Annotated in this window: 12 protein-coding genes; 11 read left to right on the top strand and 1 reads right to left on the bottom strand. The window is 69.0% G+C overall.

What is annotated here, in order from left to right; all coding sequences use genetic code 11:
* Positions 1-11 precede the first annotated feature (11 nt).
* The 4 genes from D1643_RS03225 (at position 12) to D1643_RS03240 (ending at position 4,199) form a co-directional block, all read left to right on the top strand.
* Positions 12-896, top strand: coding sequence for an HAD family phosphatase (locus D1643_RS03225; protein ID WP_160708581.1), 885 nt, complete (start codon positions 12-14; stop codon positions 894-896).
* A 192-nt stretch (positions 897-1,088) separates the two neighbouring features.
* Positions 1,089-2,687 carry a ribonucleotide reductase subunit alpha gene (locus D1643_RS03230; RefSeq protein WP_160708583.1) on the top strand — a complete coding sequence of 533 codons (1,599 nt, stop codon included), beginning with the start codon at positions 1,089-1,091 and terminating at the stop codon, positions 2,685-2,687.
* A gap of 4 nt (positions 2,688-2,691) precedes the next feature.
* A complete protein-coding gene (locus tag D1643_RS03235) occupies positions 2,692-3,618 on the top strand; it encodes an adenine glycosylase (RefSeq protein WP_160708585.1) in 927 nt (308 codons plus the stop codon).
* Complete coding sequence (locus D1643_RS03240) at positions 3,618-4,199, top strand: manganese efflux pump MntP family protein (RefSeq protein ID WP_160708587.1); 582 nt, start codon at positions 3,618-3,620, stop codon at positions 4,197-4,199. Before D1643_RS03235 ends, D1643_RS03240 begins: the two co-directional genes overlap by 1 nt.
* Before the next feature lie 50 nt (positions 4,200-4,249).
* On the opposite strand, the gene pheA is transcribed toward D1643_RS03240, so the two are convergent.
* Complete coding sequence (gene pheA, locus D1643_RS03245; RefSeq protein ID WP_160708589.1) at positions 4,250-5,101, bottom strand: prephenate dehydratase; 852 nt, start codon at positions 5,099-5,101, stop codon at positions 4,250-4,252.
* Positions 5,102-5,406: 305 nt separating this feature from the next.
* Here pheA and D1643_RS03250 point away from each other — a divergent pair, with 305 nt between their 5' ends.
* From D1643_RS03250 to D1643_RS03280, 7 genes are all read left to right on the top strand, one after another.
* The gene (locus D1643_RS03250) at positions 5,407-6,699 is read left to right on the top strand and encodes a hydrogenase small subunit (protein ID WP_160708591.1); all 1,293 of its coding nucleotides are present in this window, start codon (positions 5,407-5,409) and stop codon (positions 6,697-6,699) included.
* Positions 6,699-8,372, top strand: coding sequence for a nickel-dependent hydrogenase large subunit (locus D1643_RS03255; RefSeq protein ID WP_160708593.1), 1,674 nt, complete (start codon positions 6,699-6,701; stop codon positions 8,370-8,372). The genes D1643_RS03250 and D1643_RS03255 overlap by 1 nt, the downstream gene beginning before the upstream one ends.
* A gap of 1 nt (position 8,373) precedes the next feature.
* Positions 8,374-9,060, top strand: coding sequence for a cytochrome b/b6 domain-containing protein (locus D1643_RS03260; protein WP_160708595.1), 687 nt, complete (start codon positions 8,374-8,376; stop codon positions 9,058-9,060).
* A 138-nt stretch (positions 9,061-9,198) separates the two neighbouring features.
* Complete coding sequence (locus D1643_RS03265; protein ID WP_160708597.1) at positions 9,199-9,648, top strand: viscotoxin-A3; 450 nt, start codon at positions 9,199-9,201, stop codon at positions 9,646-9,648.
* Entirely contained in the window at positions 9,645-10,382 is a 738-nt protein-coding gene (locus D1643_RS03270; RefSeq protein ID WP_370520278.1) for a hydrogenase maturation protease, read from the top strand. Before D1643_RS03265 ends, D1643_RS03270 begins: the two co-directional genes overlap by 4 nt.
* Before the next feature lie 257 nt (positions 10,383-10,639).
* Positions 10,640-11,164, top strand: a complete 525-nt coding sequence (locus D1643_RS03275) for a DUF488 family protein (RefSeq protein ID WP_160708599.1) — start codon at positions 10,640-10,642, stop codon at positions 11,162-11,164.
* 614 nt (positions 11,165-11,778) lie between these two features.
* Complete coding sequence (locus D1643_RS03280; RefSeq protein WP_160708601.1) at positions 11,779-12,540, top strand: carboxymuconolactone decarboxylase family protein; 762 nt, start codon at positions 11,779-11,781, stop codon at positions 12,538-12,540.
* Positions 12,541-13,016: the final 476 nt, after the last annotated feature.

Below are 13,016 nucleotides of genomic sequence, written 5' to 3' on the forward strand. Positions count from 1 at the left end.
GCGGCCCGACCATGCCCCAGCTTGACGAACACGACCGTGCGCCCCGCGCCGGCTCCTCCCTCGCGGCGGGCGCTGCCGTGCCCCTGCGCGCCGGGCGCGAGGACACCGACACCGTGGCCGCCGCCCTGGCCTTCACCCGCGGCGAGGCCGGCGAGGACGCCGCGCGCCACGACGGCCCGCCCTCCCGCGCGGCCGACCTGCCCGTGGTGCCCGCTGCCAACGGGCGCGTGCAGGTGGCAGCCTTCGACTTCGACGGCACCACCATCCAGGGCAACTCGCCGGTCATGCTCGTGCGCTACCTCACCTTGCGCGGCATGCTGCGCAAGTCGGTGGTGTTCCGCATCCTTCTGTGGGCCGGCGCCTACAAGGTGCGCCTGCCCCAGAACGAGAGCTGGGTGCGCAGCCTGGTGTTCTCCGCCTTCCGCGGCGAGCCCAAGGCGAAGGTGGACGCCTTCCTCGCGCGTTTCTACCACGAGGTGGTAGAGGGGCGCTTTCGCCCCGAGGCCGCCCGCGCGCTGCGCGAGCACGCCGAGGCGGGGCATGTGGTGGTGTGGGTGTCGGCGAGCTTCGAGCCCCTCATCCTCGAGGCCATGCGCGATCGGTACGTCCACTACCAGGTGTCCACCCGCATGCGCGTGGACGAGGCGGGCGACTACACCGACGAGGTGGAGGGCCTGCCCGTGGAGGGCGCCGAGAAGCTCGTGGCCCTGCGCCGGCTCTGCGACGCCGAGTTCGGCGAGGACGGCTGGGAGCTGGGCTGGGCCTATGGCGACCACCACTCGGACCGCCCGCTGCTCGAGGCCGCGCGCACGCCCCGTGCCGTGACGCCCGACCGCCCGCTCGCGCGCACGGCGCGCCGACGCGGCTGGGAGGTCCTCGACTGGGAGGCGGAGTAGGCACCGTGTCCCGCGACGGCGGGCGCGCCCTGTGCGCCGCAGGGCGCCCGCGCGGCGCCTTCCTCTACGGATTTGGTGTTTCGGCCCGTCATGCGGGCCCCTTCGCGCCCCGTCCTATACAATGCAGCGTGAGAAACAGCAATCGGGCCCGAGGGACTGCGGCCCGAGGGAGTCACATCAGGAGGTGGCATCATGGAGAAGAACCCGGATGCTAACACGCCGAGCCAAGACGACGGCTGCCGCAGCGAGGTGGCCGATTACCTGAGAAGGGCGGTCGCGGCCTGCGCCGCGGGCGATGCCGTCTTGGGAATGCACCTGTACCTGGCGGCTTTCGAGGAGGCGGCCACGGCGGTGGGGGCGCCCTGCGAGGACGCGCTCGCGGGCCTCAAGCAGGCGTGGGCCCTGGCCTGCCAGCACAAGGAGCGCTCGCTGGCCGAGTACATCTTCGAGAAGATGGAGCCCTACCTCACCGCCGACGAGACGGCTGCCTGCGCCGACCAGCTGCAGGGGCTTGCCCTCGACCGGCTGGAGGAGTTCGGGCTCTCACGCGATGACCTGGAGGACATGACGCAGATGATCGCCCAGGACGTGATGGGCCTCGACGCGCGCATCGTGAAGGTGGAGCATATCGTGGACGCGCCGCTCAAGGGGGCTGGTCGCACGCTTGGGGCGGTGGCCCGCGCGCTGGCGGAGGACCGCCGCAAGGAGGCGGACGGCGACGCGTCGGCTCCCGCGGAGGCCGCAGGCGAGACGCCGCAGGCCGAGGACGCCGCGAGGCCCGCCGACCCGCAGACGGCCGAGGGGGCGCTCGCCCTGCTCGCCCGCGCGGCGGGGGAGGCGGGCGTGGCGGTGGAGCCGGCGGCCGAGTCGCTGACCTACGCGAACCTGGCAGGCTACGGCTCGACCATCCGCCTCATGCGCGACTTCGGCGTGGGGCTCCAGGACGACGCCGACTTCCAGGAGCTGGTGGAGCTGCTCAACCGGCGCCACGGCCTCGACGGCATGCCGGCGGCTGACGCGATGCTCTTCCGCTCGCCTGCCCGCGAGGACGCCAACCGCTTCATCGCGGCCACCTTGGGCGAGCTGGGGCTGCCGTGCATCCGCATGCACATGGAGGAGAACCTCCAGGGCATGCCCGTGCTTTGCGTGATGGCCCAGGCCGAGGACGCCCCGCGCCTGGCCACGCTGCGCAACGCCTTCGAGGGCGGCGGCGTGCTCGTGCTCGAGGACATCGACCTGTGGGGCGCGCCGCTCGGCGACTACGGCGAGGAGGCGGACAGCTTCCTCATGATGCAGCTCTCGCGCGGCGCCCGCGAGGCGCTCACGCTCATCCGCTCGGCGGTGGAGAACCCGGATGTGCGGGTGCTCGCGTCCGCGTCGTCGGCGGCCGACATCGACGAGTACTTCCAAGAGCTTCTGGAGGGCGCCGTCATCATCGACATCGACTACCCCACGCCTGAGGAGCGCGTGGACATCTGGATGGACATCGCGCGCGAGCATCCCTCGCTGCGCGGCGTCAACCGCTCCGACCTCGTGCGCCTGTCGGCCAACATGCCGCGCTACGACATCTACATGGCCGCGCGCGAGGCGGTGGAGGAGGCCTACAAGACGGGCCTCATGATGCGCCGCTACCAGCCGGTCACCCGCGATAACCTCTTCGACAAGCTGGCGGCCTACCAGCCGCTGGACTCGCGCGAGTACCGCGAGCTGGAGGAGGCCGTGGTGAGCGACTTCCGCCGCGACATGGCGGAGCTGGAGGAGTTCGTGGAGAACCTCCAGGAGGAGCGCTAGGGCCATGGCGCGACGCAGAGGGGAGGGGAAGGCGGCCGTCCGCGGGGGCGGCCGCCGTGTGCCGGGCGCGGGCGAGCTGGCGTGGCCCGAGGGCGCGCCGTCGCCTGCGGAGTTCGCATCCCGGGTGTGGGAGGAGGGCCGCGCGCGCTACCGCGACCTGCCATGGCGCGGCATCGACGACCCCTACGCCGTGCTCGTGTCCGAGATCATGCTCCAGCAGACCCAGGTGGCCCGCGTGGAGCGCTTCTGGACGCGCTTCCTCGCCGCGTTCCCCACGGTGGACGCGCTTGCGGCCGGCGCCACGGCTGATGTGCTGGAGCTGTGGCAGGGGCTCGGCTACAACCGGCGGGCGCTCGCGCTCAAGCGCGCGGCCGATGCGTGCGCGGCCACCCGCGCCGGGCGCCTGCCCGAGACGGCCGAGGAGCTCCAGGAGCTGCCGGGCATCGGCCCGGCCACGGCCGCCGGCGTGGTGGCCTTCGCCTACCAGCGGCCCGCCACCTACCTGGAGACCAACGTGCGCTCCGTGTTCCTTCACGAGCTGTTCCCGGGGCGCGAGGGCGTGACCGATCGGGAGCTGCGCCCCCTCGTCGAGGCCACGTGCGACGCGGCCGACCCGCGCGGCTGGTACTACGCGCTGCTCGACTACGGCGCCTACCTCAAGGGGGCGCACGCCAACCCCTCGCGCCGCAGCGCGCACCATGCGCGGCAGTCGGCCTTCGAGGGGTCGCGCCGCCAGAAGCGCGCCTGGGTGGTGCGCCGCGTGCTGGCCGCCGAGGAGGGGGTGGCCGCGACCACGGTGCTCGCCGAGCTCGACGCCGCCGAGCGGGCGGCGGGGCGTGGGGCGGTGGACCCGGCGCTGTTCGACTCCATCGTGGCCGACTTGGCTGCCGAGGGGTTCTTCGCCAGCGAGGACGGGAGGCTGAGGGCCTGATGGGCTTCGTCGAGCTGCTCATCGTGGCGGTGGGGCTGTCGGCGGACGCCTTCGCCGTGTCAGTGTGCAAGGGGCTGTGCATGCGCCGGGTCAACTGGCGCCACGCCCTGGTCATCGCGCTGCTCTTCGGCGCGTTCCAGGCGGGCATGCCGCTTGTCGGCTGGCTGTTGGGAACGCAGTTCGCGGCCCTCATCACGCCCATCGACCACTGGGTGGCCTTCGGGCTGCTCGGCCTCATCGGCGCGAAGATGATCTGGGACGCGGTTCATGACGACGAGGACCCGGCGGCGAGCTGCCCGGCCGAGGGCGCGCCGCTCGATGTGCGCGAGCTCGTGCTGCTCGCCGTGGCCACGAGCATCGACGCGCTGACCGTGGGCATCACGCTGGCCTTCCTGGGGGTGAGCATTTGGTGGGCCATGGCGATCATCGGCGTTACCACCTTCGCGCTGTCCTTCGTCGGCGTGGCCCTGGGCAACCAGTTCGGCGCCCGCTTCGAGAAGCCCGCCGCCCTGGCCGGCGGCGTGGTTCTCATCCTCATAGGCGCCAAGATCCTCGTCGAGCACCTCGGGCTTCTCGGGTAGGGGAGGCTGGCCCGGCCGTTTTCGCGTGGGCGCCGGTCGGCCCTGCCCCCCTAGAACACCGGGTAGCTGCCGAGCACCTTCACCTCGCGCAGCTTCATGCGCAGACAGTTGAGGGCGGTCTGGGCCTCCAGGCTGTCGGCGGCGCCGGCGAACTCGATGAAGAACATGTAGTCGCCGAGCTGCTGCTTGGTGGGGCGCGACTGCACCATGGTGAGGTTGATGCCCGCGAAGGCGAACTCCGAGAGGATCATGTGCAGGGTGCCGGCGCGATCCTCGCGCATGAACAGGGCGAGCGAGGTCTTCATGCGCTCGCCGGTAAGCGCCGGGGCGGCGCCGGGGCGCCCGATGAGGGCGAACACCGTCTGGTTGCCGAAGTGGTCCTCGATGTCGCGCACGGCCACCTGCGCGCCGTGCACCTCGGCCGCAAACGCGTTGGCGATGCCGGCCACCGTGGGGTCGGCTGCGGCCATGCGCGCGCTCTCGGCGGTGGAGGTGGCCGTGAGGGTGGCGCGCCCGGGCATGCGCTCGTTCAGGAAGCGGCGGCACTGGGCGAGTCCCTGGGGATGCGAGGCCACGGTTCGCACGTCTTCGAGCGAGGCGTCGGGGTGCAGCACGAGGCAGTGGTGGATGTCGACCACCTTCTCGCCTAAGATGACGGCGCCCGAGCGGAAGGCGAAGTTGTCGAGGGTGGCCGTGACCGGCCCCTCGAGCGAGTTCTCCTTGCCCACCACGCCAAACGCGCAGCGTCCGCGGTCGACGCAGTCGAACACCTCGTCGAAGGAGACGCACTCCACGAGCTCGGGGTCGTCGAGGCCCAGCTTCTCGGCGAAGTGGAGCACGGCCTCGTGGGTGTAGGTTCCGACGGGGCCGAGGAAGGCGATGGAGCGGTCGGCGTTGGCCATGGGAGGGACTCCTTCATATATAGGTGTCGTTCGACGGCGCGGGCTCGGCTCGCGACCTTGGCGCCGGGCGGCGGCGCAGGCCTATGATAGCGGAGGCGCGGCGTCTGCGGGCTCGGCGCCCGGGAAGCACGCGGAGAGCGGCGGGCGCCTCGCCATCATGTTACGCCCGAGGTGAGTCGTAACATTTTGCCCCCATTGACGGAACGACCAACACATTTCCGCAATTTTACAGTCACAAAATCATCACGTTCGGGCAGAATGAGCCACGCATGTCAGAAGACGAGGACACCTGAGGAGGTGTACACATGGAAAATCAGGCCACGATTACAGAATTCGACAGCATTCTGGCTTCCCGCGGGGTGACCCGCCGCGACTTCATGAAGCTCGCCGGCGCCGTCGCCGTCGCAGCCGGGCTCACCGAGCTCGCCGCGCCCCGCGTCGCCCAGGCGCTCGAGGAGTCTGTCATCGGCGCAACGAAGGGTGATCTCTATCCGGTCATCTGGATCGAGGGCGCTTCCTGCACCGGTTGCACGGAGTCGTTCGCCCAGGTCGAGACCCCTGACGTTGCCACGGTCGTGCTGGATCTGATCTCCCTGAACTACTCGGAGACGCTGTCCGCCGCGGCTGGCCATTCGGTGGAGGAGGCCAAGGCCCAGACCATCGAGGCAGGGAACTACATTCTTGTGTATGAGGGTGCGGTTCTGGAGGCTTGGGGCGGCAACGCCCTGCGCGTCGCCGGCGAGGTGGGCACCACGGCCCTGGTCGATGCCGCTAAGAGCGCCAACGCGGTGGTCGCGCTGGGCTCCTGCGCGGTCAACGGCGGCTGGTGCGCGGCCCATCCCAACCCCTCCAACGCCATGGGCGTCCAGGAGTACCTGAAGAAGGCGGGCGTCGAGGCGACCGTCGTCAACGTCCCCGGCTGCCCAGCCAACCCCGAGTGGCTCATGTCGGTGCTCGTGGACGTCGTGGTCATGAAGGATCCCAGCCTGCTGCTGGCGCGCCTCAACGACATGGCCATGCCCAACGACATCTTCGGCCAGACCATCCATGACAACTGCGAGCGTCGCGGCCACTTCGAGAACGGCGAGTTCGTCTACGAGTTCGGCTCCGAGGAAGAGGCCAAGGGCTACTGCCTCTACCCGCTCGGCTGCCGTGGCCCGCAGACGAAGTCCAACTGCGGCGTCACCCTGTGGAACAACCGCCGCAGCTGGTGCGTTCAGTCCGGCGCTCCCTGCATCGGCTGCTGCGAGGCCAACCCGAACAACCCCGGCCAGAACTGGGTCGAGGTGAACACCCCGTTCTACAAGCGCCATCGCGACCTGCGCATCGGCGACTGGACCTTCCAGCCCGGCACCGTCGCGCTCGCCCTCACGGGCCTGGTGGCGGCCGCCCTCGTGGTTCACGGCTTCGGCATGAAGGTGTCCGGCCGCATGGACGGCGGCGCCGACTTCGAGAAGATCCGCAAGTGGGACGAGAAGCATCCCGAGAACTCCATCGGCACCTACGACCTGACCCGCGAGGAGAAGGCCAAGCTCGCCGAGAAGAACTGCGGCCACGCGGTTCCGGAGGACGATAGCGAGAAGGGAGGCCAGGCCTAATGACCCGCTCTGTCATTGACCCGATTACCCGTATCGAGGGCCACCTGCGCGTCGAGATGGAAGTCGAGAACGGCAAGGTGTCCGACGCCTGGGTTTCCGGCGGCTGCTTCCGCGGCATGGAGCTGGTCGTCCAGGGCCGCACGCCCGAGGACGCCGCTCAGATCGTCGAGCGCATCTGCGGCGTGTGCCCCGTGTCCCACGCCCACGCCTCGTCCATCGCCGGCGAGAAGGCCTACGGCATCACCATCTCCAACAACGCGCGCATCATCCGCAACCTGCTGGAGGGCGCGCAGTTCCTGCACTCCAACATCCTGTGGATGTACAACCTGGCGGCGCTGGACTACGTGAACCCGCTGAACGCGCTCACCGCCAACGTGGCCGACGCCATCGACCTGGCGCAGGCCGCGGGCACGTCCATGCACTCCGACCTGGGCGCCCTGCACCAGAAGCTGGCGGCCTTCGCCAAGAACGGCCAGCTGTCCATCTTCTCCGGCAACTGGTTCGAGGCCGACGAGGGCGCCGCGTACAAGATGACCCCCGAGGCTGACCTCATCTGCACGGCCCACTACCTGGAGGCCCTCAAGATGCAGGCCCGCGCCTCCGAGGTGTCCGCGCTGCTCGGCGGCAAGATGCCGCACGTCATGACGAGCGTGCCGGGCGGCACCATGTGGGTGCCCACCGAGCAGAAGCTCGACGACCTCAAGGCCATGGTCGACGAGATCTACAACTGGGTCGCCGAGACCATGCTGCCCGACACCATGGTGCTCGCCACCTACTACCCGAACGTGCTCGAGTTCGGCAAGGGCTGCGGCCGCTACATCGCCTGGGGCGTCTTCGAGGGTCCGGGCTGGCCGTACGGCGACAACTACATCGACCAGATGAAGAACCGCTACCTGCCCATGGCCGTCCTGGACGAGCAGTTCAAGGTGTCCGACGTGCAGGAGAGCCTCATCGACGAGTACATGGGCCGCTCCTGGTACAAGGGCTCCGAGACCTACGAGTCCCCCTACTTCGTCACTGAGCCGGACTTCACCGAGTATGACGTGAACGACCGCTACACCTGGGTGAAGTGCCCCACCTACGACGGCAAGCCGATGGAGGCCGGCTCCATGGCCCGCATCTTCGCCGCCTACCAGCGCAAGGTTCCCTTCATCGTGGAGAACGTGGACAAGCTGCTCGTGGCCCTGGGCGCCAAGCCCGGCGACCTGACTGCCTTCCAGTCCACCCTCGGCCGTACGGCCATCCGCCAGGTGGAGACGCTCTACGTGGCCGGCCTCATGAAGGACTGGGTCGCCGAGCTCATGGAGGCCCTCGCCTCCGGCGACTCCGAGTACTTCCGCGCGCCCAAGACCATCACCGGCGAGGGCACCGGCTTCTGGGAGGCCCCGCGTGGCGCCCTCTACCACTCCGAGAAGGTCAAGGACGGCAAGATCGAGGGCTACCAGATCATTATCCCGTCCACGTGGAACCTGGCTCCCATCAACGGCGCCGGCGACCACGGCCCGCTCGAGCAGGCGCTCATCGGCGTGCCGGTGGAGGACATCGAGATGCCCATCAACGCCCTGCGTACGGTTCACTCCTTCGATCCCTGCACCGCCTGCGCGGTCCACGTGAGCGAGCCGGCCACCGGCAAGCACTTCGAGACCGTCACGAGCCCCTGGGGGGTGAAGTAGGATGGCACATCTCGCACACTATCGTGAGGCCCACCCGATGATCTTCGTGGTGACCCACTGGATCAACCTGATCGCCATGATCCTGCTGATCGTCACGGGCTTCTGCATTCACTTCCCGTTCTGGCCGATGTTCATGGGCATTGCCCGCGGCGTGCACGTGTTCTTCGGCTTCGTCCTGTTCCTGAACTGCGTCTTCCGCGTGATCGCGGCCTTCTTCGTGAAGACCTCGCCCACCGGCGGCACGCGCGAGCAGGTGCCGGACTACAAGACCTGGCTGCCCCAGAAGGACAACCGTCACCAGGCCCTTGAGTGGATCAAGTACTACCTGTTCCTGCGCAAGACCCACCCGCTCGGAGCGAAGCTGGGCGTGCCGCAGAAGATCAGCTACCTTCTGATCCCCTTCCTGATCGTGGCGATGTTCTGGACCGGCCTGTGCCTGTGGGCCCCCACCATGGCCGCTGCTCCCATGGCGGCCACCACGAACCTCGTGGGCGGGCTCATGTCCATGCGCATCATCCACTACTTCGGGATGTACGTGTTCATCATCTTCATGTTCATCCACATCTACCTGGCCAACGTGGAGGGCTTCGCGCCCACCAAGCTCATGTTCATCCACAAGGAGCATGGCGGCTTGATCTACGCGCCTGAGGTGCACGACATCGTCGGCGAGGACCTGGAGACCCACTAGGCTTCGTGGCGGCGCGGCCGCTGCGGCCGAGTCCGCTCGACGTGTTTTGAGGATGTTCTGAGAGAACGGCGCCCTTCGGGGCGCCGTTCTTGTCTTATGCTGGCGAAAACGAGCGAATCGAGGAAGGAGGGCGACGCCATGGCACGCGACGCCTCGTCAGCCGCGGAGCTGACCGACGAGCAGATCGCCCAGGAGCAGGAGTTCCTGCGCGGGCTGCCCCGGGTGAACCTGGGGGCCCTGCTGCTGCCTCCCGTGTGGGGCGCTGGCCACGGCATGATGCCGACCATCCTGTTCTATCCGGTGTGGCTGTTCGCCGACAACTGCTTCTATGCCGCGTGGTCTGCGCCCTCGGCGCTGTCGGTGACGGTGGCCCTCATCGTGCTGGTCACGCTGACGGCGGTGACCGTGGGCTTTTCCATCGTGGCCCAGCCGCTCGCGGCGCACCGCGCCGAGGGGATGGGCGTGAGCCGCGCCGACTACCTGCGCCGCGAGCGGCGCTGGGCGGTGGGGTGCGCCTTGGGCGGCGTGCTTATGCTGGCATTGGCCACCTGGTACAACCTGGCCATTCGCCCGACGGCGGGGATGTGAGCGCCGTGGAGGAGGAGCGCGTGGCGGATGCCGGGATCTCGGGTGCGGAGGCCGCTGGCGCGGGCGCGGGTTGTGGGGGCTGCGCGGGCGTGGAGCTCGGCGGCTGTGAGGGTGTCGGCGCGGAGGCCGTGGGCGACGAGAACGGCGGCGCGGGCTGCGCAGGCGATGGCACGGACGCCGGGGCCGCCGGCCTGGGCGCGGCGAGCGTGGGTCTGGGTGCTGAGGCCGTGGGCGGCGGCGCGGCGAGAACGGCAGCGGTGTTCTTCGTGGGCAATCGGCTCATGCTCGACGAGGGCGTAGGCCCGGCGGCCTACGATGCCATTGTCGAGGGCTATGAGGTGCCGCCCGAGGTGCGCCTGTTCGACGTGGGCTGCATGTCGATGGACATGCTGCCCTACGTGGAGTCCTGCGACGTCATCCTGACGGTGGACGCGGTGGATGGCACGGGGGACGCGCCCGGCACCGTGTACCGCTTCCCGCCGGATGCCATGGCGCGCCACTGCGGGGCCATGGCGTCGCTACACGACCTGCGGCTCGTCGACCTGTTCGACGCCGCGTCGCTGCTCGGCTACGAGGCTGAGGGCTACTGCCTCGGCATGCAGGTGGACAACATGGCGCCCGAGGAATATGTGGTGGGGCTCACGCCCGCGGTGCACGCCGCCCTGCCGCTTCTCGTGGAGACGGTGGTGGCCGAGCTCACCCGCCGGGGCTTCTCCCTGCGTAAGAGGCCCTAGCACGTACGAGCAGCCGGTCCGACAGCCGTTCGAACGCGCTGTCGAGGGTCGCCCTGACGCCTGCGTGGCCCCCGGGGGGGGCTCGGCGGCAGCGCGGCCGTACCTCAGAGCGCGTCTTGGCAGCCGCGCGAGGTTTCCCCTGGGAAACAGTTGCCTTGCCACATGGTGGACCCTTGCGCGTATGGCCTGGCAGGACGCGGCGTGGGCGCTATCCTCCCTGGTGATCGTGAAATCGCACAGCCAAGGAGGTCGCGTCCATGCAGATTCACACCCTTAGTGCCTATGAGACCACTGCCCAGTCGTTCTTCGCCAAGCTGGCCGAGTGGGATGCCGATCTGGTGCTCGACGTGCGCCTGAAGAACACCAACCAGCTGGCCGGCTTCACCAAGCGCGATGACCTCGCCTTCTTCGTGGAGAAGATCCAGCACGCCGACTACGCCCACGATGTTCTGTTCTCGCCGGCCACCACCGTGCTCGAGCGCTATCTGCGCGGGTCGATGAGCTGGGAGGACTTCTTCGCCACCTATCATCGCGAGATGGTGCAGCGGGATGCTGTGGCGCAGTTCTTCGAGAAGTACGGGGCGTACCGCTCCGTCGCCATCGTGGGCACGGCCACCCAGAAGCGCCGCTCGCATGTGGAGATCCTCCAGCAGATGATCGAGGATGCCGAGGCCGGCGTGCCCGACACGTCACTTGAGCAGGTGACGGCGCGCGACGAGGCCGCCGAGGCCGAGCGGGCCGCCGCCAAGGAGGCTGCGCGTCACCATCGCAAGTCCGCCTAGGTGCGGCTGAGACCAGCGCGTGCGAGGCGGACGCCGCGAGGTCGAGCATCGGCGCGACGCCCGATGCGTGCGGCGTCGGGGCCGCTGCTGACGAGGTATCGTGACGCGGATGGCGCTGCGGGGGCGTCGCTGGCGAAGTGCCGTGCGTCCGCGGGGACGAGGCGCTGCGAGGCCGGGGCAGCGGCGAGGTGCTGTGCGGCCGCTGGCGAGATGTCGCCGGTGCGATAGCGGGGTGCCCTGGCGTTGTCCAAGCAGCTGAGCGACGGTGTGGGCGGTTGCGGGAGAGGGGCCGCCTGGGCGGTGGGAGAAACGGCGTGGGGCGGTGGCTGGGGTGGCGGGGCTGCGGGGAGTATCCGCGGTGTTCCACCGGCTTTCGCGAAGCTCTTCTCCTTCGCCTGCGCCCCTTGATGTTTCACGTGAAACATTTGTTCCCTTATCGTGCGACATTGCGACAAGAAGGGGGATTTGCGCGGTGGGGGAGGAAAAAATCTGTAACGAATCGGCAGTCGGCGTCCTTGGGATGCCGCGGGCGGAGTATGCTAGGCGCCAGTTCAGATTGAGGGGCCGCGAACCGTGACCGACGGGGACTGCGGGGCCCAGAGGAGGTACCTACCATGAGCAGCGACATCATCCGCGATGCCGACGACTACCGTACCAGGCTGTTCGGCCACTATGACTCGGCGCTCGGCTACACCGATCCCGAGTTCGTCCAGATCTTCGAGAACTTCGCCTTTGGCGACGTCGTGCGCGACAGCCGACTGGACGACCGCACGCGCTTCCTGGCCATCCTCGCCGCGCTCATGGGGTCGCAGGGGGCTGACGCCTACCGCACCATGCTGCCTGCCGCCCTTGAGGTGGGGGTTGATCCGACCGCTATCAAGGAAGTCGTTTACCAGGGCGTGGCCTACCTGGGCCTCTCGCGTGTGCTGCCCTACATCATCATCACCAACGAGGTGCTGCGCGGTCGCTCGGTGAAGCTGCCGCTGCCCGACCAGAAGACGGCCACCCGTGATGAGCACCTGCGCCGCGGCAACGACTTGCAGGTGGAGATCTTCGGCGAGGGCCTGCGCGACGCCTGGGAGCAGGGGCCCGAGGACACGGCGCACATCCGCCGCTGGCTCGCCGCCAACTGCTTCGGCGACTACTACACCCGCGGCGGCCTGGAGCTGCGCGAGCGCGAGCTCGTGACGTTCTGCTACCTGGTGGCGCTCGGCGGCTGCGAGGCCCAGGCCACGGCGCACGCGGCCGGCAACATGAACGTGGGCAACGACAAGGAGATGCTGATCGACGTGGTGTCGCAGCTCATCCCCTACATCGGTTACCCGCGCGTGCTCAACGCCATCGGCTGCATCGAGAAGGCGGCTGACGAGCGGTAGCGCATAGCGCATGGGCCCTGCGGGAGGCGGGGCGCCGAGCGAGCGTCGACGGGGCGTCCTGCGGGGCGCCCCGCTTGCGTCTGGAGGTCGCGGGCGACCGGGTTGGCGGGTGTCGACGGCTCGGGTATGCGGGTGGAGGCGATGGGTTTTTGGCAATTTAGGCACGGTTTACGCACCCGTGAAGACGTGTGTCTCCCTGCCATCCTTTGTGACCTGGGCAAATGCCAGACCGCAACCGCCAGACTGCGTCGAACCTGCGTAAACCGCGCCTAAATTGGCCAAAAATATCTGATCGCCGTTCGTTTCGGGGGGCTTCCGGCGCAGGGGCGCTGGCGGATCGACGGATGGCGAGGGCGGAGGGGCTCCGGAGGGTGGAGGGCGGAGGGCGGAGGACAGAGGGCCCTGGGACGCTAGCAGAGGACAGGCGCCCCGTCCCTTCTCCGGAGGGGTGTTGGGGTGGCTCTCCGGGGGGGGGG

The organism is Enterorhabdus sp. P55, from assembly GCF_009911695.1.
In the GTDB taxonomy this organism is placed as follows: Bacteria; Actinomycetota; Coriobacteriia; order Coriobacteriales; family Eggerthellaceae; genus Enterorhabdus.

What these genes read in the sequence shown, in the direction of transcription:
- D1643_RS03225 (WP_160708581.1), top strand. Translation starts at nt 12, where the DNA reads ATGCCCCAGCTTGACGAACACGACCGTGCGCCCCGCGCCGGCTCCTCC.
- D1643_RS03230 (WP_160708583.1), top strand. Translation starts at nt 1,089, where the DNA reads ATGGAGAAGAACCCGGATGCTAACACGCCGAGCCAAGACGACGGCTGC.
- D1643_RS03235 (WP_160708585.1), top strand. Translation starts at nt 2,692, where the DNA reads ATGGCGCGACGCAGAGGGGAGGGGAAGGCGGCCGTCCGCGGGGGCGGC.
- D1643_RS03240 (WP_160708587.1), top strand. Translation starts at nt 3,618, where the DNA reads ATGGGCTTCGTCGAGCTGCTCATCGTGGCGGTGGGGCTGTCGGCGGAC.
- pheA (WP_160708589.1), bottom strand. Translation starts at nt 5,101, where the DNA reads ATGGCCAACGCCGACCGCTCCATCGCCTTCCTCGGCCCCGTCGGAACC.
- D1643_RS03250 (WP_160708591.1), top strand. Translation starts at nt 5,407, where the DNA reads ATGGAAAATCAGGCCACGATTACAGAATTCGACAGCATTCTGGCTTCC.
- D1643_RS03255 (WP_160708593.1), top strand. Translation starts at nt 6,699, where the DNA reads ATGACCCGCTCTGTCATTGACCCGATTACCCGTATCGAGGGCCACCTG.
- D1643_RS03260 (WP_160708595.1), top strand. Translation starts at nt 8,374, where the DNA reads ATGGCACATCTCGCACACTATCGTGAGGCCCACCCGATGATCTTCGTG.
- D1643_RS03265 (WP_160708597.1), top strand. Translation starts at nt 9,199, where the DNA reads ATGGCACGCGACGCCTCGTCAGCCGCGGAGCTGACCGACGAGCAGATC.
- D1643_RS03275 (WP_160708599.1), top strand. Translation starts at nt 10,640, where the DNA reads ATGCAGATTCACACCCTTAGTGCCTATGAGACCACTGCCCAGTCGTTC.
- D1643_RS03280 (WP_160708601.1), top strand. Translation starts at nt 11,779, where the DNA reads ATGAGCAGCGACATCATCCGCGATGCCGACGACTACCGTACCAGGCTG.